Below are 20,862 nucleotides of genomic sequence, written 5' to 3'. Positions count from 1 at the left end.
TAGAGCGATGCCTTTATTGAAAATCACCCAAAAGTTACTTAGGAGGACTACAATCATGCAAACAGGTACAGATCGTGTAAAAAGAGGAATGGCTGAGATGCAAAAAGGTGGCGTCATCATGGACGTTATGAATGCAGAGCAAGCTAAAATTGCTGAGGCGGCAGGGGCAACAGCTGTTATGGCTCTTGAACGGGTACCTTCCGATATTCGCGCAGCCGGCGGTGTAGCTCGTATGGCAGATCCAACCATCGTTGAAGAGGTTATGAAGGTTGTATCTATTCCAGTTATGGCCAAAGCACGTATCGGTCATTACATAGAAGCCAAAGTGCTTGAATCCCTGGGTGTGGACTATCTCGATGAAAGTGAAGTTCTTACACCTGCAGACGAAGTGTTCCATATTGATAAACATGAGTTTACTGTACCATTTGTATGTGGAGCCAAAGATTTGGGAGAAGCTCTTCGCCGTATTGGTGAGGGTGCATCGATGATTCGTACAAAAGGTGAGCCTGGAACGGGTAACATTGTTGAGGCAGTTCGTCATATGCGTCTAATTAACAGCCAGCTCCGCAAAGTGCAAAACATGTCCAAGGACGAGCTGTACGCTGAAGCCAAAAATCTGGGTGTAGCTTATGAGTTGCTGCGCGAAGTTCATGAAAATGGAAAACTTCCTGTCGTTAACTTTGCAGCAGGCGGTGTAGCTACTCCGGCGGACGCAGCATTAATGATGCACCTGGGAGCAGATGGTGTGTTTGTAGGATCAGGTATTTTCAAATCCGATAGCCCTGAGAAATTCGCTCGTGCAATCGTTGAAGCTACTACACATTACACAGATTACAAACTGATTGCCGAAGTATCCAAAAACTTGGGTGCCCCGATGAAAGGGATCGAAATTTCTAAATTGGCTCCAGAAGAGCGCATGTCCAACCGCGGTTGGTAAGATAACAGGGCATCTAGTTGAATAGGTAGTTTGAACATTTATATAGAAGAGCCGATCAATTGAACCTTAATTGATCGGCTTTTTTGTTATTACTGTTTAGCTTGTTGATATCTTCAAAATGCTGTGCCTATAATAATCGGTATGAAGGAAGGTGCAGACAATTCGCTATCTATATGAGTTTATTCAAAATCAGGACGATCTGCCTATGAAACTCTTCGTGAACTCGGTAAAACATATTGATTTCCATTGGCACAAGGAAGTGGAAGTTGTATATGTTCTCCACGGTTCAATCATCATGTATCTGGACCAGCAGCAATATACACTGCATGAAGATGATGTGATCGTGGTTAACAGTATGTCCGTCCACAAGATCGAACGAACCAATCAGGACAATGTATTATTAACATTGCAGTTTGGTCCCGAGTTGATGAACAATAATGTGTTTATCTCCTGTAACTCTGCTATGAACGTGGAACAAAACGCTCCTCGCCTGCAAAGTATTAAACAATATCTTGCGCAAATGGTATGGGAGATCAACAAAAAAACGCCGGGTTATCAAAATTTTACAATGGGCAGATTACAGATGTTATGCGGATGCCTGCAGAGGTATTTTTCCAGTGGAACGAATTCCGCATTGGAAGACGGTAGCAGGGATTATGACTATAAAAGACTGAACAGGGTCCTCACATATATTGATTTACACTACAATGAGAAGATTACACTGCAGGATATGGCGCATTCCGAACATTTAAGTTTGCATTATTTCTCCCACTTCTTCACCGACAAAATCGGGATACCTTTCCAAAAGTATTTGACGCTCATTCGCTTGGAAAAGGCTCAGGCTCAGCTGGCAGCAAACGACAAAAATATTTCGGAGATTGCGCTGGATTGCGGATTTGCCAATGTGAAGCTGTTTAACAAATACTTCAAGGAAAAGTACGGCTGTACGCCAGGTTCCTATCGGGAAGCTTCTCGTACAACGGAACTCCATCAGTTGAATGTGAACCGCAAACCCAAAACATATGAGGAGTCTTCAAGCGGAGATTATTACGAGATGGAAACGCTGAATGCGATTGGCTCGCTGTATCGATATCTGGATGCTAAGGTAGACGCCGATCAGGACATGCTTCCTGTACCGTCTGTACATCTGTCAGACCAAACTTATATTGAAATTCGTGCGGATCAGACGTCGTCTGTCTATGAAAAGCACTGGAATATGACCATGACGGCAGGGAGAGCCATTGAAGGTTTGCGTGAAGATTGGCGGAAGCAGCTCTCCGCGCTGAAGGGAAAAGTACCTTTTAAATATATTCGATTTCACGGCATCTTTAATGACGAGATGATGGTGTACAGCGAGAACGAGCAGGGCACGCCCCTCTATAATTGGTCTTATGTGGACAAGTTGTATGATTTTCTGCTGGATCAGGGCGTTCGGCCATTTGTGGAATTAAGCTTTATGCCGAGCCAGCTGGCGAGATCCAAAGAAACGCTGTTTTGGTGGAGCGGGAATATTAGTCCGCCATCCGACCCTGCCAAGTGGCAAGCGCTTGTTGGCGAATTCGTTCGCCATTGTTTAAATCGTTATGGGGCGGAAGAAGTGAGACGGTGGTATTTCGAAGTATGGAACGAGCCTGACCTGGCTGGTGTTTGTTGGGCAGGAAGCAAGGAAGAATACTTTGCGTTTTACGAATCGACCGTTCATGCCATCAAATCGATTTTGCCGGAACTGAAGGTGGGGGGTCCAGCTATGGGTTACGGATCTCTCTGGAATGATACCTGGGCTGAGGAATTTTTGTCTTATTGCCGCAAGCGGGAAGTGGCTATCGACTTTTTCTCGTTTCACATCTATTCGGAGTATCCCAAGCTAAAAGTTGAAGACGATCGTTTAACCCAGATCATGCCGCCTGCTTTTTATAAAGAGAGTATTGAACTTATGCGGCAAAAAATGAATGCGTCATCGTACGGTCATGTTGAACTTCATGTCACTGAGTGGAACTTTTCGCTGTATGACCGGAATTTGCTGCACGATACCATGTTCATGGCTCCGTTTGTCATTTACCACACCATGAACACACTTGGTGACGTGAAAGCGATGGCTTTCTGGTCCTTTACCGATGTATTCGAAGAAAGTATCGTTCCCGCTTCTCCTTTCTACGGAGGTTTTGGCCTGATTAACCGCGATGGGCTGAAGAAACCCAGCTATTATGCATTTGAGCTTATGCAAAAGCTTGGGGATGAGCTGATGGTCAAGGGAGACGGTTATGTTGGAACCCGAAAAAGGGATGGAAGCATGCAATTTTTGTTCTATCACTATGTTCACGTAGACCGGCTGTTTGCAAGTGGAGATTGGTCGGAATTATCCAGCTCAACCCGCTATGACGTCTTTGAGGAAAAAGGCAGCAAAGCTTATGAACTTACCTTGAGCAATCTCGAGGGACCTTATAAATGCACCAGTTATCAACTGGATCGGGAGCATGGATCGGTATTTGATGAGTGGACCCGCATGGGATCGCCCTATTCATTGACGGAAGAAGAAATCGCCTATCTAAACGGCAGGAGTGGACCCGTGATGGGGACAGAGATGGTAAGAGATGAAAGTTGGCGCAGAGAGATTTTTCTTCCACCGCATGGGGTAATGCTGCTCATTTTGGATAGACAATATTAAAAAAAGTGCTCTTAAGACATCCTTTCAGTTTGAAGGGATGTTTTTTGTTGTTTATTTCTTGTTCAGGCTGGCAAGCTAGAACTATAGCGATGGATTGGGCAAAAAACGAACCATGATGCGGCAAGTTCCAACAAGAAAGCGTTAACACAAATCGATATACTATGGTTGTGGCAGCTTAGAGGAAGACAGGGGGAGTTTTGGATGAAGCGTTTCATGAAATGGATGACAGATTCGTTTGCGCCGAGATTGGAGGCGTTTACGAACAATATTTGGGTTTCTTCGATTCAAGAAGCCATCATGGTCGCCATTCCGATGATTTTCATCGGTTCGATTATTACATTGATTTCGATTTTGCAGGATTTCATTCCGGGAATGCCGGACCTGACACCTATCACGACATTCAGTTTCGGTTTGCTGGGGTTGTTTATTGCTTTTTTGACGCCTTATGTCGTGATGGAAAAAAGAGAACGACATAAAATCAAGTTGCTGGCGGGAATGACGGGGATATCTCTGTTCGTTATGCTACTTAACCCGACAGTAAACGAAGACGGTACCATTCAGTTCATCCTTGAACGATTTGGACCCTCGGGGATGATTACAGCACTCTTGGTAGGTGTATTCGTCGCTCTTGTAATGATCATGTGCAACAAATTTTCGTTCTTCAAAAAGGGATCTTCACTTCCCGAATTCATTATGGACTGGTTCGATTTTCTCGTCCCGATCGCCCTGGTATTAACAACAGGATGGTTGCTTGTATATCAGCTTCATTTTGATATTTTTGGACTGATCGTGAACGTATTTGAGCCGATCAATGCCGTAGGGCAAAGTTTAACCGGATTTTTATTGTTTAACTTTATCGGCGTAGTACTGTATTCCTTTGGCGTTAGCCCGTGGGTTATGACACCGATCTGGTACGCGATCTGGATACCTGCAATCGAAGAAAATGCAGCTCTTGTGGCAGCGGGACAAGATCCCGTCAATATCAACACGTTTGAAACCTTTTTCTCCGGATGGCTGGGTATTGGAGGAATGGGAGCGACCTTGCCGTTAGTTGTTTGGTTCCTGATGGCACGTTCGAAAAAACTGAAATCTGTCGGCAAGGCGACTATTATCCCATCCTTGTTCAACATCAATGAACCCGTCGTATACGGAGCACCTATTGCCTTTAATCCATTACTCATGGTGCCGATGTGGATTAACTCACTTATCACGCCGGTGATTGTGTACTTGGCTCTCGACTGGGGTTGGGTGCGGATTCCGAGCCAGATCTTCCAGCTATGGTACACGCCGATCGGCCTCTCAACCTATATTATGTCCGGACTCAATGGGCTTATCTTGCTGGCGGTCGTCCTGGTCATTGTATTTATGGTCTGGTTTCCGTTTTTCAAACTGTATGATGCACAGGAACTGAAGAAAGAACAAGAACAAAATTGATATCAGAAGGGTGAGTACTATGGATAAATCAATCAATGAATTGTTGTCGGCATTGACGCTGGCCGAGAAAGCTTCGCTCTGCGCAGGATTGAATATGTGGATGACAAAAGGAATTGAGCGGTTAAACATTCCGCCGGTTCATATGTACGATGGGACAAACGGTATCCGTAAAACGAACAGCGATGAAGAAATGGGGATTACAACGGAAAATGTACCCGCAACCTGTTACCCTACGGGTTCAGCCATCGGCTCTTCGTGGAATACGGAATTGTTGCATGAAGTCGGTGTGGCACTGGGACGTGAATCGAAAACGATGGACGTCGAGCTGCTGCTTGGACCTGGTGTAAATATGAAAAGAACGCCACTTGGCGGAAGAAACTTCGAATACTATTCGGAAGACCCATACTTGACTGGGGAACTTGGTGCGGCGTTTATAAACGGGATCCAAAGCGAAGGAGTGGGCGCTTCTGTCAAACACTTTGCAGGCAACAACCAGGAATTCGAGAAGATGGTAACCAGTTCGGAAATCGATGAGCGAACGCTCCGCGAGATTTACCTGAGCGCCTTTGAACGGATTATTAAGAAATCCGATCCTTGGACGGTTATGTGTTCTTATAATTTATTGAATGGAACGTATACAAGTGAGAACGAACATTTGCTGAATGACATTTTGAGAGAAGAGTGGGGTTATGAAGGTGTTGTTCTATCCGACTGGACAGCTGTTAATGATCGCATACGCGGTCTGAAGGCTGGGCTTGATCTGGAGATGCCGGGTCCCGCCAATTACAATGCCAAAGCGATCATTGAAGCGGTTCAGAACGGAAGCCTGTCCGAAGAACAGTTGGATCGAAGCGTGGGCCGGATTCTGAAACTGGTTGAGCGGGTAACGGGCAAGAAAGATATGGATTCTTCTCCAGATTCGGACTATCATGCACTCGCACGTAAAGCGGCGGCCGAAAGTATTGTGCTTCTGAAAAATGAGAACGCGATTCTCCCGCTAGGGCAGGAGTCCATTTCGTCGATTGCCGTGATCGGACGCTTTGCCAAAAAACCGAGAATTCAGGGAGCGGGCAGTGCAAAGGTAACGCCTACAAATGTCGATATTCCATGGGACGAGATAAAAAATCTGGCTGGCGATGCCACGACCATAAATTATGCAGAAGGGTACCCGGAGGATGACTCCATCAATGATGAGATAATTAAGGAAAGCGTCTCATTAGCGATGAATTCTGATGTTGCTGTATTGTTTGTTGGCCAACCGGAATATGCGGAATCCGAGATGCATGATTTGCAAGGCATTGATCTTCCCGAGCATCAAGTGAAATTGATTCTCGCGGTAGCCGCAGTTCAACCCAAGTGTATTGTCGTAACGAGCAGCGGTTCTGCACTGGCGATGCGCCCATGGGTACAGCATGTACCTGGTGTGATTCATTCTTGGTTGTCGGGTCAAGGCATGGGTAAAGTGATTGCAGATGTATTATTCGGACAGACGAATCCTTCGGGCAAACTGTCTGAGACATTCCCTGTCAAACTGTCGGACAACCCTTCACATATGCGAATTCGCGGAGAGAACGGCAAGCTGTATTATCGCGAAGGCCTGTTCGTGGGTTATCGATATTATGACCGGAAAGAACTGGCACCTCAATTCCCGTTTGGACACGGATTGTCTTACACATCGTTTTCCTATACGGATCTGGAAGTGTCTCAGACCCATACCGGTGTTACTGTGTCTTTCCAATTGAAAAATACCGGAAAGCGCAAGGGGAAAGAAGTTGTTCAATTGTATGTTCACGATGAAGAGTGCACATGGACCCGTCCAGAGAAAGAATTGAAAGCTTTTGCCAAAGTTGAATTGGAGCCGGGTGAAAAACGCAAGATTACCTTTGAACTGGAAGAGAGAGATTTCTCATATTACAACACCAAGTATAACCGTTGGGTGGCTGAGACCGGGTTTTTCCAAATTTCACTTGGCAGCTCGTCCAAAGATCTCCGAATTACGGAACGTCTGCATTGTGACTTTGGTAAGGAAGAAATCACGTTCCACAAATTCAGTCTGCTCAGTGAGTGGATGAGTGATCCTGTAGCGAAAAAGGAATTGGAGCATCGCCTGAATGAAATGAACAAGCATGTTACGGACAAGGTATACCTTAACGAGGAGTTTGTGGGATTCTGGGCAGATTTCCCGATGATCAAAGTATTCCAAATGTTCGGTCAACAATGGATGAATGAGCGTTCACCTGATGAAATTATTAATGAACTTATCGCCAAGGTTAATCAGGCACGTAATGAATAGTTAAGTAAAAGAGAAACCAAGTTCAATCCTAAACAAGGGACATGAACTTGGTTTTTCTAACGTTACGGAACATATCGTTATGGAACGTAACCTTCGAACCAGGATGCGGCAACAACTGTCATATTCACCGTGACGGATTTCAGCTCATGTTAGTCACCAGAGGAGAATGGCATTGAACCTGTCACAGATTAAGTTTACGATAATGCGACGAAATGAGGCACCCATACGGGGGGGCTTTTTATTTATCAGTTAAATGATATTGATTATTGTTCTCATTTACACGCTTCGACATTTACTGTATACTGACAATAGTTATTTTACATATTGGTTTAAAGACAAGAGAGAATTCAAAAGGGAGAGATTATTTACATGTTGGTATCCGTTAAAAAAGGGATGTTTCTTTGTTTGATTACTGCAATGATTCTGGTGCTCGCAGCTTGTTCAAGCAACAATGGTGGCAGCAAAGATGCAAATGGAAGCTCACAGCAAGCTGCGGAGAGCAGCGCCACGAATGCAGCAACAAATGGGGAACAAACCGACGCAGACGCTTCAGCACCTGCTGAAACAACTTACCCGGTAACCGTTTCAAATTATACAATAGAGAACGGCACATGGGTGAAGAAGGATCAAACGTTTGACAAGGCCCCTGAACGAGTAGTTGCCAATACACAAGGTGCAGCCGAGCTGATGATTCGCCTTGGTTTGACAGACAAACTTGTAGGTGTAGCTGCGTTGTTTGGTAGTGTACCTGAAGATATTGCTGACGAGTTTAAACAAATTCCTGTGCTAGCTGAAGGCTATGTCGGTAAGGAAGTGACAATAGGGGCTACGCCTGACTTGGTTGTAGGGCGTGGTGGATTGTTTGAGGATGCCGATTGGGGTGTTGGTACAGTAAGCAGCTTGAATGATATGGGGATTAAAACTTACGTGCAAAGCACCAGTGTTCCTGACGCATCGTTAGATAGTCTGTATCAGGACATTACTGAATTAGGTGAGATATTCAACGTACAAGCGAACGCAGCGGCATATATTGAGAAGCTTAAAGCACGCGAGACTGCGTTGTCGGCTCGAGCTAGCACTGAAACGATCAACTATGCATCATTTTCGGATAATGGTGATGGAACCATTGGAATCTACAACGGAAACGGTGATACGTTTATTGAAAGTGCAATGTCATTAATAAATATGCATAATATGCTGATTAATGAAACCGGCACACTCAGCCTGGAGAAGTTAATCGAAATTAATCCGGATGCGATGATTATTTCGAGATATGCAGGGGGTATTGATCCTGAGCAGACGATTGAAAAGCTGCTTGCCAACAAACAGGTACAAAACATTAACGCAGTTAAAAACAAAAAAATCTACATTATTGATTTCAACAACTTCTGGGGTTACGGGGATTCCATCTTCACAGGAGTTGAAGGACTCGCTGATGATCTCGGGTTGTAATGAAGCCAAGAACAAAAACATAGTACCATTAAAAGTCGCTATTTTAGCGGCTTTTTTTTGTTATCAGGGACCCAATTCTTGTTTCAAGCTGATCAAACTTTTATTGGAATCTAACGTTATTATTGTAAGATTAAAAATTACATGAAGTGGGTGAGTCGCTGTGAGAATGAAGCATTTGAAAAAAGTAGTTGTCGTTGCATTAGTGATGTCGGTGTTATTACCATTGGGGCCTCAAAAATCTGAAGCAGCATCCAAATATGTTGATTTGGAAATTCAGTGGGCAGACGGTCGTATTAACCATGTTCAGACGTTAATCAAGGATGGAGTCACTTACGGAAGTTTTTTCTCACTGGGTATTAAGGCAGGCCTAGAGTGGGGGATGGAAGATGATAATACGGCCGTACTGAAGAACAGTCAGAAGCAAATTGTTGTGCACTTGGGAAGCAGCATTGCCGAAGTGGATGGTCAAAAAGTAGATATGGGCAGAGAACCGGTGTGGTATATTAGTCACCTTTATGTACCCATAGGATTTCTTGCATCTGCTTTGGACGGGGAAGTGACTCATCAAGATATGAAAACGAAAAAGGTAACCGTGACTGGATTGAGCAATTATACCGATACTTTTTATGGCAGCAACATGGGTTACACCTATGTCATTCGCACTGCAAAAGGAGATCTTGAGATTACGAATGCTTCTACTGGACAAAAGAGTTCGATTCCCTTAGGGATCAAGGACATGAATGTGAACACTCATGATCTTAAGATAAATTTTAAGAGGAGTCCCCAAAATCTACTTATTGTCATCATTGAACACACTAATCGAAAAACGGAAGATTACGACCTTTACACGTTGGTATTCAAAAATAAAGGTCTGATTCGCAAATCCATTGCTCACGGGGTAACGGGCCAGCAGGAAATTTTGAATTCAGATAGTACCATTCAACTCATCGATGACAACAGTATACGTATTATTGAAGATGGAAGTGGTAAAGTGCTTGAAGTCCTTTCTCGTTGAATAGACATCTGATCCGAGTAATCAGCTACTCTTGCATATTTCTTCCCGAATCTTTTCACAATCAAAAGTAGTTAAAATATCTTTTTGTAAATCTAAATACAGTGGTTTTAAATTTTTATAATGATATTAATCTTTCAAGACTAGTTGACTTGTGAATGGATTATCAGTATAGTGTGAATCAGTTCACACTATACATTAAGGAGTAGCCTATGCCAAAAAATTCGTTCTTTCGTTTAGATGAAACAAGGCGCGAGGAAATATCGAGTAGCGCTATGCTTCTTTTTGTTGATAATCTTTACGAGGATATAACTATGAAGATGGTTTTGGATAGTTTGTCCATGCACCCCGGAACATTTTATCGGTATTTTGAAGACAAAGATGACCTTTATTGTCACTTAATACGTAATGTAACTCAGAAAAGAGCTGCATATTTTAATAACAGTAATGAAGATTCCCTTTACAGCTATTTCCTTACTGGCTTATTTGGTAACGTTAATAATATGGTGACCGAGCCATTGAATGAGTTGGAAATCAAACTCACTAAAACATTTTCATATATTCCTGAGGACATTTTGCTGAAAGTATATGTGAATGTGTTAAAGGGCGAGTCATTCCCCATGATCAAGGACATTTTACGCCGAATGAGGGTTGATGGATATCTCCGACCGGATGTTGACGACGACCTGATTTCTTTTATGTTTGAGTCAATGCAGCTTAATTTAATCTTGTTTTTTAGAGAATTCGATATTAAGGACTCTGAGCTGCAACATAAGATCAGCAAGTACTTTGCTGAATTTATGGGTCATGGGCTGCTTGAGGATCATAAATATTCTGAAATGGTTAGTGATCTCAAGGGGGAAAGAAAATGAAAAACTATGACGCATTTCCAGAACCAATTGGCGGCTATGCTGTCGGTCGAACCCAGATGGATTTTGAGTACATGGCATCAGATTACTCCAAAAGAGAACTGACCGCTTTTGTGTATTATCCGTCTGACAGTAGCGAAGGTAAGACTACATCAACGTACATGTTTCCTGAAGTCTACGGGATGTTTAATGAGCAGCCACTTGTCACTGCGTTGAAGGATGTTTTCTCTATAGATATCAAGACCCAGTGTTACGACGACCTTGCTATCTCCGGGAAGGAAAAGCGCTATCCAGTGTTATTCTATGTTTGCGGTGGAGGCGGTTCTCCAGAATGGGGTACAGTGCTCTGTACAGACCTGGCAAGCATGGGGTATGTTGTGGTAAGCATCGGCCATCAGAATAGCACGATGTATAAACGTAAAGATGGACGCCTGTTTAATGTATCCAAGGATTTTTCGGATGTCATTACAGCGTTTGGTGAAGATCCGGAGATGCTAGCGTTGGCTGGTAAGATGGAGTTGCGTCCTGACGATGAAACTGCCATTGAGATGTGCCGTAACGTGCTTGCACAACCGATACTTTCCAAGATAACAGAGTATAGTGAATCACAGGCAAAAGATGTAAGGTATGTAGCCGATTATCTTTACAAACTGGACTCTGGAGAGCTGAATTCCATCTTTAAAGGCAGATTGCTGCTTGACATCGGCATGGGTATAGTCGGACATTCTTATGGAGGGCCCACCACGGCAATGGTTTGCCGGGATGACGACAGGTTCGCCTGCGGGATTGGCTTGGATAGCGGTGCGTTTGGACTTCTTGATAGCGATCTTAAGAAACCCTTTTTGTTACTGTTTTGTGAACCTAACTATAATATGAATGCGGTTATTGGCGCTAACAATAGCATGGAAACCTATTATATCTCAGTTGATCGTGTTGCACATTTGGATTACTGTGACATCGTGTTTACCAGTGTTAATGAGGAACTCAGAGGTGAACGGGATGCTATGGAGATGCGAAATCTTGTTACAGACTATGCGAAGAACTTTTTTGATCATTACATACTGCAGAAGGCAGCAAGTGTGGAAAGCCTGGCATACAATGGTGTGGAATTGATCAAGAAGACCAGCAACAAGTGACATAACCGAGAGATTGCTGATTAATGCATGTCAATTAATGCATGTCAAAAAGCTAGCCGTACAGACGGAGAGCCGATAACCCCTATTACGCGGTTATCGGCTCTCCGTCTGCAAATTGACATCCTGGTCCCAATAACTGACGCTTATTCGGCCTTAGTCCCGCCAGTGTTTACTTCGCTTCCAGGCTCCATCAACATGATATGACATTCCTTTTCGGAGGAAGGCTTGATCTCGACTCCCTTAGGGACAATATACATCTCGCCCTTGGAAATCTTCACTTGCCCATCACGAAAATCAATTATCATTTCCCCTTCGAGCACAAAAAATAACTTATCTGTCTCCTCATGAACATGCCACTCAAAATCTCCAGCAATCTTAACGATCTTAAATTGATAGTCATTCATTTCACCAATGAGTTTCGGAGACCAAAGATCGTTTAATTTCGAAAATTCCTCATTTAATTGAATCGCTTGATAGTGCATTGTCATTCCTCCTGTGTATTAATCCTCTATGTTCAGTATACTGATCTAGGCTTTTGTATAACATGGATACCTATTGAAATCAGGATGGATTATTGATGAACTTCAGACGATATTCACTAGGAGAAATACCATATTGTTTCTTAAACACTCTGCTAAAATAAAAGGGGTCAGCAATGCCAACGGTCTCAGCAATCTGTTGTACAGACGCATCACTTGCCAATAACATTTGCTGTGCCATGTTTATACGATATTTCAATACATATTCTGCTGGACCCATACCTGCATGTCTTCTAAACACGTAGGAAAGTCGATTTCGATTAACGTTATTTTGTTCTGCCAACGATGCGACAGTCAGACTTTGATCATAGTATTCTTGGATATAGGTAGAGACCCGCTCGAATAAAACATCTGATTCACAACTATTTTGCCTATGATCAACACATATTAAGGTCTCATTCAGTACATCGCGAAACAGCATCTCGGTCTGAAACTTTGAAATACCTCCGTGCTGATTATACACATGCCAAAGACGCGTGATTAATTCGATCAGACGTGGGGATTGACCCGTTGATAATTCAAAATGCTGATGGGAAAAGCTTGTCTCCTTGAGGTCCGAACTACATATCCGGTATAAAACGAGGATGTATTCCCAGTCCGTTCTATGAAAAACGGTTTGATCCAGTTTCATTTTCGCGCCCCCGTGTACAACTTTTCCTGGTGAAAAGATATAGGGCGTACCATCAAATTGGAATTGAATCTTTCCTGTAAGAGGAAATACAAATCCAGGAAAAGAATCGGTATAGTCAGCCTGGGGAACCCCTGGATTTCTAGCATATCGATATACTCCTTCGACTTGAAAAGGAATGTGTGCAAAATGCGCTGCTAACTGATTAACGTCTACATTCACATTACGTACCTCATTTCAAAAGTGTTTGCTGGTCATTCTAAGATAAATCGTTGTGTACCTTACTCCAACATTATTGATAACGATTATCACTGTCAACATATATAATGAAAAAGAAAGCTCTTTTTACATATGGGCAATAGAATCCATCTTGTGTTAACATGTGGACTAACTAATCCAATGGCTTGTTTGAGAAGGGGAACCCATGTCAATTCGAATAAAATTGCTGCTGTCCTTCACGGGCATGCTTGTTATAAGTCTGCTGTTCATCCTGCTTACGGCAAGTCTGTATACGATTGCGGCTACAGGGGATCTACAGAGTTTCCGCGATATTTACAAGGTACATTATCAGATCAACCCCCTGACTGAACAGGGAGAATCGATCTTTCAAGAGATGAAGTTTCTGGCCAAAAATGACCCGGACGACCTGCAAAACAAGGTTTTGCTACGTGAATACGATATGAAGCTTCGAGCTGAGAAGTCAGGGCTCTACATCAGACGGGAGAATAGTCAGATCTTTGAATCGCTGACCTTCAACCAGCCGGAACTGAAACAAGCTCTGCCTGCCTACGATCTTAACAATTATCAGATTCGAAGCACCTTTAATATTGGTGAGCGATTCTACGCGTATGCAAAATTTGATTTTCAATATTCAGATGGGGAACGGGGGAGTATCTTTGTCATTCGCGAGAGAAGCCCCTTTGCGGAGCTTACTCGCAAGCTGCTGCCTGTGATGTCATTCCTGCTTATTGGCGTCCTCATCATTGCAAATTTGCTCTTGTTCCGCTGGATCACGCGCAGCTTCATTAAGCCATTGAATCAACTACGAAGTTCAGCCGAACATATTAAGGATGGCAATCTATCCTTTAAACTTCAGCTAAACTCCAATGACGAGGTTGGTCAACTCAGCGAAGCGTTTGAGAGCATGCGGAATCAATTGCAGCGCTCTTATGCGTTACGTCAGCAGGACGAAGTGAACCGCAAAGAGCTTATCTCCAACATTTCGCATGATCTCCGTACGCCGATTACCAATATCAAAGGTTATATTGAGGGCATTCGTGACGGAGTGGCTAATACTCCGGAGAAAATGGAGAGTTATGTTAATATCATTCACTCCAAAGCAGTTAGCATGGATAAGCTGGTGGATGAACTGTTTTTGTATTCAAAGCTCGATTTGAACCAAGAACCTTTCCTGTTTAAAACAGTTGATCTCGCTGATTTCCTTGAAGATAGCATTGAAGAGCTGAGATACGATTTGGAGGATAAAGGTGTTGCCCTGGATTGGAATAACCAGGTGTCTGGTCCCGCTATGGCTGCTGTGGATCCGGAGAAGTTAAAACGTACCGTTGTTAATGTGGTGGATAATGCACTCAAATACATGGAGAATGAACATAAACGATTCGAGATTACACTTCAAGCCGATGAGAAATGGATTACGATGGCGTTTAAAGATAATGGGAGGGGAATACCTGAAGAGGCACTGCCTTATATATTTGAACGCTTCTATCGTGCAGAACAATCCCGGAACTCCTCAACGGGCGGAAGTGGGCTCGGGCTGGCAATTGCCCGCCAAATCATTGATGGACATGGGGGCTTCATCTGGGCTAAAAGCCAGCCCAATGATGGCACGAGCATATATATCAAACTGAAACGGCTGAATGAAGAGAGGGACTAATAAGTAATGGCAAACATTCTGATCATTGAAGACGAAACAACGATTGCGGAACTGGAACGGGATTATTTTGAGCTCAACGGATTTTCCGTGGATCTCTGCCATACTGGAGATGCTGGCCTGAAGCAGGCACTGGAGGGAGACTATAATCTGATCATTGTTGATCTGATGCTTCCGGGACTGGACGGCTTCGAATGTTGCAGGCGCATTCGAGAGGTAAAGGAAGTGCCCATCCTTGTCGTTTCCGCAAAAAAGGAAGAAATCGATAAGATCCGGACGTTCAATCTGGGAGTGGATGATTTTATTACAAAACCGTTCAGCCCAAGTGAGTTGGTTGCACGAGCAAAGGCTCATTTGACCCGATACGAGAGACTTCTTGGCAAAAACAAACCAGCTGAGCAGGATGAAATCCACATTCGAGGGCTTCACATTGACAAAGGATCACGCCGCGTTTTTGTTAATGGAGAAGAGGTGGCGATTACAACCAAGGAGTTCGAGTTACTTGTATTTCTTGCGAGTCATCCCAATCGTGTATTCAGCAAATCTGATCTGTTCGAGCGGATCTGGGGCATGGATTCCACCGGAGATATTGCAACGGTAACCGTCCATATTCGCAAACTGCGTGGGAAGCTGGAGACAGACCCCAAAAATCCGGAGTATATTGAGACCGTCTGGGGCGCAGGCTACCGATTTACTGCATAAGTTTCCTGAAAATTTAGAGCCAGTTTATATTTTGTTAATAACTTTATCCTTGGGAGTTTCTTTTTGTCCTCTATTCTATAGATACAGGCAACTACAACCTATAGAGGAGGAATTCAACTATGAATTCTACAACCCGCAAAATCGCTACATTTCTAACCATAACTGCATTAGGTACAGCAGTGTTCCCGTTAACTGCGAATCAAGTACATGCAGCTACATACGTCACTAACATTGCGGCAACAACCGCACAGCTTACCCAACAACAGATCGAAGCTGCTATCAAGGATCTGAATAGCTTGGGGATCATGAACGGATATGCAGATCAATCTATGGGTGAACATCGAGCGATTACCCGTGCGGAGTTAGCTTCATTGGTTTTCAAAACATTTCATTTGGAGAGCAAGACGGGAGAAACCGTAGAATTAATGGATGTCAATCCCAATGCATGGTATGCGCCATATGCGTCAAAGCTTATTGAACTCGGCATCATGCAAGCTAACGATGGACAATTCAATCCGCAGACTCAAGTGTCGGATGCTGAACTCGAACAGGTCGTATCCAAAGCGATGCAACGTGATGTAAAGTCCGTTCACCATTGGATGAGCGAGTTTTACTCCGAGAACGGTTCGGCAACGCGTGGCGAAACAGCAGTGTTGTTGCAAACCGCACACCAAGCTATTCCTTCGGAGCAAGCTCAAATCAAGAGCGTTAGATCGCTGAACGCCATTACGTTAATTGTCACATTCGACAAGCCGCTGACAGCAACGAATGAAGCTTTTGCCAAGGCGCAAACGGACTTTGCATTTAGTGGCGGGCTGACGTTAACCAATATGCCCCGTTTGAAAACAGGGTCGATTGCGACTTACATCGTTCCAACGTCCGTACAAGATGCTGATGAAGTGTACAACCTGACTTACAAAGGCCAAGACGCTGGTTCCTTTGAAGGCAGTGCCACGAAAATAAACATGACAACGGCTAGTCAAGTAACGAATGATACATTCGAGATCGAAGCACTGCAAGTGAACGGTGTAGTGGATTATGGTTACATCATTTCGGCTTACAGCGGAGGTCGAGGAGCTAATGCATTTGTGCTGAATGATCAAGAGAAAGCAGGAGGCAAAACGGTTCAAATTATCTCTTCCATGCAGGCAAGACAAGTTGTAATTACGCCAGAAGGTGGCGAGCCTATCGTTGCCAGATATGTTCCGTTCACGCAATCCACAGATGGCAAACAAGAACCGAAGTTCCGTTTGCCTGAAGGACAAACGCTGAAAACAGGTGTCACATATACGGTTTCTTCGGATTGGGCCAACATCGAAAAAGCTTCTTTTACGGCGAAATCGTTTGATGCACTAGTGGTTGCAAGTGCTCAAGCAGTGAGCGAAACCTCCATTGAAGTTACGCTTGACCAGGACCCTGGGGATGAACTGTTCTCTGGTCGAAGTGTAACGTTAACTTCACCTAGCGGGGATGTTCTGACAGCCACTTATAAATATTCAAGTCGAAAAGGTGCGACGGGTGTATTCGACCTAACGAATGATGGGAAGTTGACTCCGGGTACTACGTATACAATAAACCCAGTTGGGGATTGGAGTATCGCTTCTTCGGTCACCTTGACACTGGAGTAAAGGAGGCAGTATGAGTAAATCGCTGATCATCGTTGTCCTGATAAGCAGTATGTTGATCGTCCAGGGCTGCGTGCCTGAAATGAGAAACGACTCTAACGTAGAGGTAAAGGCCATGACTTCAGCAGATGAACAGCTGTTCAAGGCAGTAGAGGACAGCGATACTGAACGCATCGAACAAATGGTTCAAGCAGGCGCCAATATCAATGCTCAAGATCAGACTGGCCGAACCGCTACAATGATTGCAACTTACAATAATGACCCAACATCGGCTAAAGTGTTAATTGAAGCGGGGGCAGACGTGAATATACAGGACGATATGAAAAACACCCCGTTTCTGTATGCTGGCGCTGAAGGATACTTGGATATTTTGAAGCTGACAATCGAGGCCGGAGCGGACCCAACGATAACGAATCGATATGGAGGGACAGCACTTATTCCAGCTTCGGAGCATGGATATGTGGATGTAGTGCAAGAATTACTGACTCAAACTTCGGTGGATGTGGACCATGTGAATCAATTGGGATGGACAGCATTACTCGAAGCGATCATTCTTAACGATGGCAATGCTCAGCAGCAGGAGACGATACAATTACTCATTGATCATGGAGCAGACGTGAACATACCGGATCGTGATGGGGTATCACCACTCAGTCATGCAAAGAATAAAGGCTTTAAGGAAATTGAAGAAATTTTGGTACGAGCTGGTGCGAAATAGACCCTTTTAGGATGAATAAATTAACAAACATGTTGAGATATATGTAAAAATGGTTTTCATGGAGCGCCTGACTCCTTCTACGCTGAAGGGCAGGCGCTTCATTCAATCCATCTTACGTTTATGAAACCGGCATAGTCTTAACATGACATGATTGGATACAAGAACGAGGATCTTAAAAATTGAATATCTCTGCTTTGAAGTTTGCTATAGTGTACCACTATACTTCCAGATAAAATGGAAATACCAACCATGTAAGCGTTATCCATTGTTATACTGCTTGTACATGTTGGAATCATTCATGGAGGTGTATGATGAAAAGGAAGTCTTGGTATACTTTGGCGGTAACTGGTGTCATCTCTTTGTTTTTTTCGGTAAGCGCTTTCGCGGGTTATGTTTTCTGGGAACCTCTAACCTATTTTAACGCAAGTACGTGGCAAAAAGCGGATGGGTATTCCAATGGAAGCATGTTTAACTGTACGTGGAGGGCTAACAATGTTAATTTTACAAGTGACGGCAAGCTTAAGCTTGGTTTGACCAGCTCTGCACAGAACAAGTTTGATTGCGGAGAGTATCGTACCACAAATACGTATGGGTACGGCTTGTATGAAGTCAGTATGAAACCTGCCAAGAACACAGGTGTAGTATCGTCTTTTTTCACATACACAGGCCCTGCACATGGCACCCAATGGGATGAGATTGATATCGAATTTTTAGGAAAAGACACAACCAAAGTGCAGTTTAATTATTATACCAATGGCGTTGGTAATCATGAGAAGGTTATCAATCTAGGTTTTGATGCATCCCAGGGCTTCCATACGTATGCATTTGACTGGCAGCCGGGACATATCAAATGGTATGTTGATGGTGTATTGAAGCATACGGCAACCAGCAATATTCCTAAAACACCTGGAAAAATCATGATGAACCTCTGGAATGGAACAGGAGTAGATAGCTGGCTTGGTCCTTATAACGGGGCCAATCCGCTCTATGCTGAGTACGATTGGGTTAAATATACGAGTAATTAAGCAGACTGAAGCAGCTGTTAGCAGCTGCTTTTTTCTATATTCAGGCATTGTATTTATTCAATATATGTATTCAATATCCAATATCCTAAATTAATGCAATAAATGTTGCAATATTAGTATGGGCATAAATATCAAACATTCATTATGATTAACCTGTAAGCAACATTACATAGACTGGGGGAACGAAGTTGGACACAAGTAAAAAGAGACGAGTAGGCAGTTTGGTCATGATCGGTGTATTGGCCCTATCTGCAGCCTTGAGCGGGTGTAGTAACGGGAGCGACAAGAAAACAGAATCGAGTACACCAGCGACAACGTTGGAACTCAAAAATGGGAAGTATGATCCACCAGTATCCATTACGTATTTACGACCATGGGGTCCAGACGTGAAGTTTAAGTCAGGCGAGGATCAGGATAACAACGTCCATACAAAATGGGCCAAGGAGAAACTCGGGATTGAGTTGAAAAACCAGTGGATATCTCCTTCTACCAATAATGCATTTGAGACGAAACTACGTCTATCGCTTGCTTCCAATGCGGACATGCCAGACATTATTTCGTATCGCGGCGAATTCAATCTGGTGCGTGAATTGATTGAGTCCGGAAAATTTGTCGATGCTGGCGAGTTGTTTGACAAATATGCCAGCGACACATGGAAAGCAGCCGTAAACGAAGATCCTTCCGTATGGTATCCATACATGCAAGATGGCAAAAAGATCGGTATTCCGATTCTGGACTATTCCTATAATGGTGATCCTGTCATGTGGATCCGCGAAGACTGGATGAAGAAATTTAATCTGGAAGCACCTAAAACGATAGATGATCTTGAAGTCATTATGGAAACGTTTACGAATCAAGATCCGGATGGCAATGGGAAGCAGGACACTTACGGACTCACCATTGGCTTTAAGAACTGGCTGAACACATGGATGTCTGAAGCTGGGTGGGTATTTGGCGCTTATGGTACAATGCCAAACCAATGGAATCTGACGGCAGACGGAAAACTTGAATACGGTTCCGTTACACCTGGTGCAAAACAGGCTTTGGCCAAATTACAGAGCTGGATGAGCAAAGGTTATATCCCGGAAGAAGCCGGTGTGTATGACGAGACAAAAGCTGCTGAAGAATTTACTGCCGGAAAAGCAGGTATTGTGGTAGGTCCTCACTGGATGCCATCCTGGCCGCTGGAGGATGTGAAGAAAAACAATCCTGAGGCTGAATACAAGGCGTATCCCATTCCTTCCGGTCCAAACGGTCAAGCAGGAAGACACGGTACGTCGAACGGAAACGGCGTAGTTCTAATTAACAAAGACATGAAAAATCCGGAAGCCTTTTTCACCTATCAGAACTATCTCTTTGATCATTATGCGAATCCTAAAGAGGGCGATGAGTTTGAGCATGGATTTGCGGAAGGATACGATTGGGTTATGGTAGATGGGAAACCATCAACCGATGCAAGTCTTACGGGTGGTTATGCTCCCGAGAAGTACACTTTGACTTTTGATGGAGCGCGAATTCCGAATCTGAGTATGACAACACTCGCGAAGCTGGCAAGTGGTGAAGAACCAACAACGCCATTTGAGAAAAAAATCAAATCAGGTGTACCGACACCTATGCTTGATGCAGCCAAGATTGTTTTGGATCAAAAGGATATCGTGTTCAATCAGATGTTTACCGGTGCACCTTCAATGACGATGCAGATGAACAATGACATTTTGACCAAGATGGAGAAGGATACCTTCTCTCAAATTGTATATGGCAAAACCTCTGTTGATGCGTTCGACTCATTTGTTGAGAAGTGGAAGTCTTCAGGTGGAGATCAGATCACGAAAGAAGTTAACGAGTGGTATGATTCCGTGAAAAGCGGAAAATAGGATGACGCAGGGCTGGCTGAATTGATTCATCGCGGCCACATAAGCACCAAAAAGGCATTGCA

At 43.8% G+C, this 20,862-nt stretch carries 16 protein-coding genes; 14 read left to right on the top strand and 2 right to left on the bottom strand.

The window, feature by feature from the left end:
- Positions 1–52: 52 nt before the first annotated feature.
- The 8 genes from pdxS (at position 53) to IFU39_RS05110 (ending at position 11,798) form a co-directional block, all read left to right on the top strand.
- On the top strand, positions 53–937 hold the full coding sequence (gene pdxS / locus IFU39_RS05145; protein WP_200869424.1) for a pyridoxal 5'-phosphate synthase lyase subunit PdxS: 885 nt from the start codon (positions 53–55) through the stop codon (positions 935–937).
- 151 nt (positions 938–1,088) lie between these two features.
- Positions 1,089–3,602, top strand: a complete 2,514-nt coding sequence (locus tag IFU39_RS05140) for a GH39 family glycosyl hydrolase (protein ID WP_342345626.1) — start codon at positions 1,089–1,091, stop codon at positions 3,600–3,602.
- Between the two features lie 201 nt (positions 3,603–3,803).
- Positions 3,804–5,036, top strand: coding sequence for a PTS sugar transporter subunit IIC (locus tag IFU39_RS05135; RefSeq protein ID WP_105598791.1), 1,233 nt, complete (start codon positions 3,804–3,806; stop codon positions 5,034–5,036).
- Positions 5,037–5,055: 19 nt separating this feature from the next.
- Positions 5,056–7,329 (top strand): beta-glucosidase, encoded by a 2,274-nt coding sequence (locus tag IFU39_RS05130; RefSeq protein WP_105598792.1) that lies wholly within the window; start codon positions 5,056–5,058, stop codon positions 7,327–7,329.
- A gap of 369 nt (positions 7,330–7,698) precedes the next feature.
- Positions 7,699–8,781 (top strand): ABC transporter substrate-binding protein, encoded by a 1,083-nt coding sequence (locus IFU39_RS05125; RefSeq protein WP_105598793.1) that lies wholly within the window; start codon positions 7,699–7,701, stop codon positions 8,779–8,781.
- Positions 8,782–8,947: 166 nt separating this feature from the next.
- Positions 8,948–9,796, top strand: coding sequence for a stalk domain-containing protein (locus tag IFU39_RS05120; RefSeq protein ID WP_192131525.1), 849 nt, complete (start codon positions 8,948–8,950; stop codon positions 9,794–9,796).
- 209 nt (positions 9,797–10,005) lie between these two features.
- Positions 10,006–10,665 (top strand): TetR/AcrR family transcriptional regulator, encoded by a 660-nt coding sequence (locus IFU39_RS05115; protein ID WP_192131523.1) that lies wholly within the window; start codon positions 10,006–10,008, stop codon positions 10,663–10,665.
- Positions 10,662–11,798, top strand: coding sequence for an alpha/beta hydrolase (locus IFU39_RS05110; RefSeq protein WP_192131521.1), 1,137 nt, complete (start codon positions 10,662–10,664; stop codon positions 11,796–11,798). Before IFU39_RS05115 ends, IFU39_RS05110 begins: the two co-directional genes overlap by 4 nt.
- 143 nt (positions 11,799–11,941) lie before the next feature.
- On the opposite strand, the gene IFU39_RS05105 is transcribed toward IFU39_RS05110, so the two are convergent.
- Positions 11,942–12,280, bottom strand: coding sequence for a cupin domain-containing protein (locus tag IFU39_RS05105; RefSeq protein WP_192131518.1), 339 nt, complete (start codon positions 12,278–12,280; stop codon positions 11,942–11,944).
- Between the two features lie 79 nt (positions 12,281–12,359).
- The gene (locus IFU39_RS05100; RefSeq protein WP_192131516.1) at positions 12,360–13,187 is read right to left on the bottom strand and encodes a helix-turn-helix domain-containing protein; all 828 of its coding nucleotides are present in this window, start codon (positions 13,185–13,187) and stop codon (positions 12,360–12,362) included.
- 202 nt (positions 13,188–13,389) lie between these two features.
- On the opposite strand from IFU39_RS05100, the gene IFU39_RS05095 reads away from it, so the two are divergent.
- The 6 genes from IFU39_RS05095 to IFU39_RS05070 all read left to right on the top strand — a co-directional run bounded on the left by IFU39_RS05095 (position 13,390) and on the right by IFU39_RS05070 (position 20,800).
- The gene (locus tag IFU39_RS05095; protein ID WP_091018954.1) at positions 13,390–14,859 is read left to right on the top strand and encodes a sensor histidine kinase; all 1,470 of its coding nucleotides are present in this window, start codon (positions 13,390–13,392) and stop codon (positions 14,857–14,859) included.
- Between the two features lie 6 nt (positions 14,860–14,865).
- Positions 14,866–15,558 (top strand): response regulator transcription factor, encoded by a 693-nt coding sequence (locus tag IFU39_RS05090; RefSeq protein ID WP_192131514.1) that lies wholly within the window; start codon positions 14,866–14,868, stop codon positions 15,556–15,558.
- A gap of 119 nt (positions 15,559–15,677) precedes the next feature.
- Entirely contained in the window at positions 15,678–17,186 is a 1,509-nt protein-coding gene (locus tag IFU39_RS05085) for an S-layer homology domain-containing protein (RefSeq protein WP_192131512.1), read from the top strand.
- Between the two features lie 10 nt (positions 17,187–17,196).
- Positions 17,197–17,901 carry an ankyrin repeat domain-containing protein gene (locus IFU39_RS05080; RefSeq protein ID WP_192131510.1) on the top strand — a complete coding sequence of 235 codons (705 nt, stop codon included), beginning with the start codon at positions 17,197–17,199 and terminating at the stop codon, positions 17,899–17,901.
- 311 nt (positions 17,902–18,212) lie between these two features.
- On the top strand, positions 18,213–18,926 hold the full coding sequence (gene bglS / locus IFU39_RS05075; protein WP_105598802.1) for a beta-glucanase: 714 nt from the start codon (positions 18,213–18,215) through the stop codon (positions 18,924–18,926).
- A 227-nt stretch (positions 18,927–19,153) separates the two neighbouring features.
- The gene (locus IFU39_RS05070; protein ID WP_373419885.1) at positions 19,154–20,800 is read left to right on the top strand and encodes an extracellular solute-binding protein; all 1,647 of its coding nucleotides are present in this window, start codon (positions 19,154–19,156) and stop codon (positions 20,798–20,800) included.
- Positions 20,801–20,862: the final 62 nt, after the last annotated feature.

It is taken from the genome of Paenibacillus sp. CFBP 13594, assembly GCF_014842675.1.
Lineage (GTDB): Bacteria > Bacillota > Bacilli > Paenibacillales > Paenibacillaceae > Paenibacillus > Paenibacillus amylolyticus_B.
This window is presented reverse-complemented; position numbering and strand designations above follow the sequence as displayed.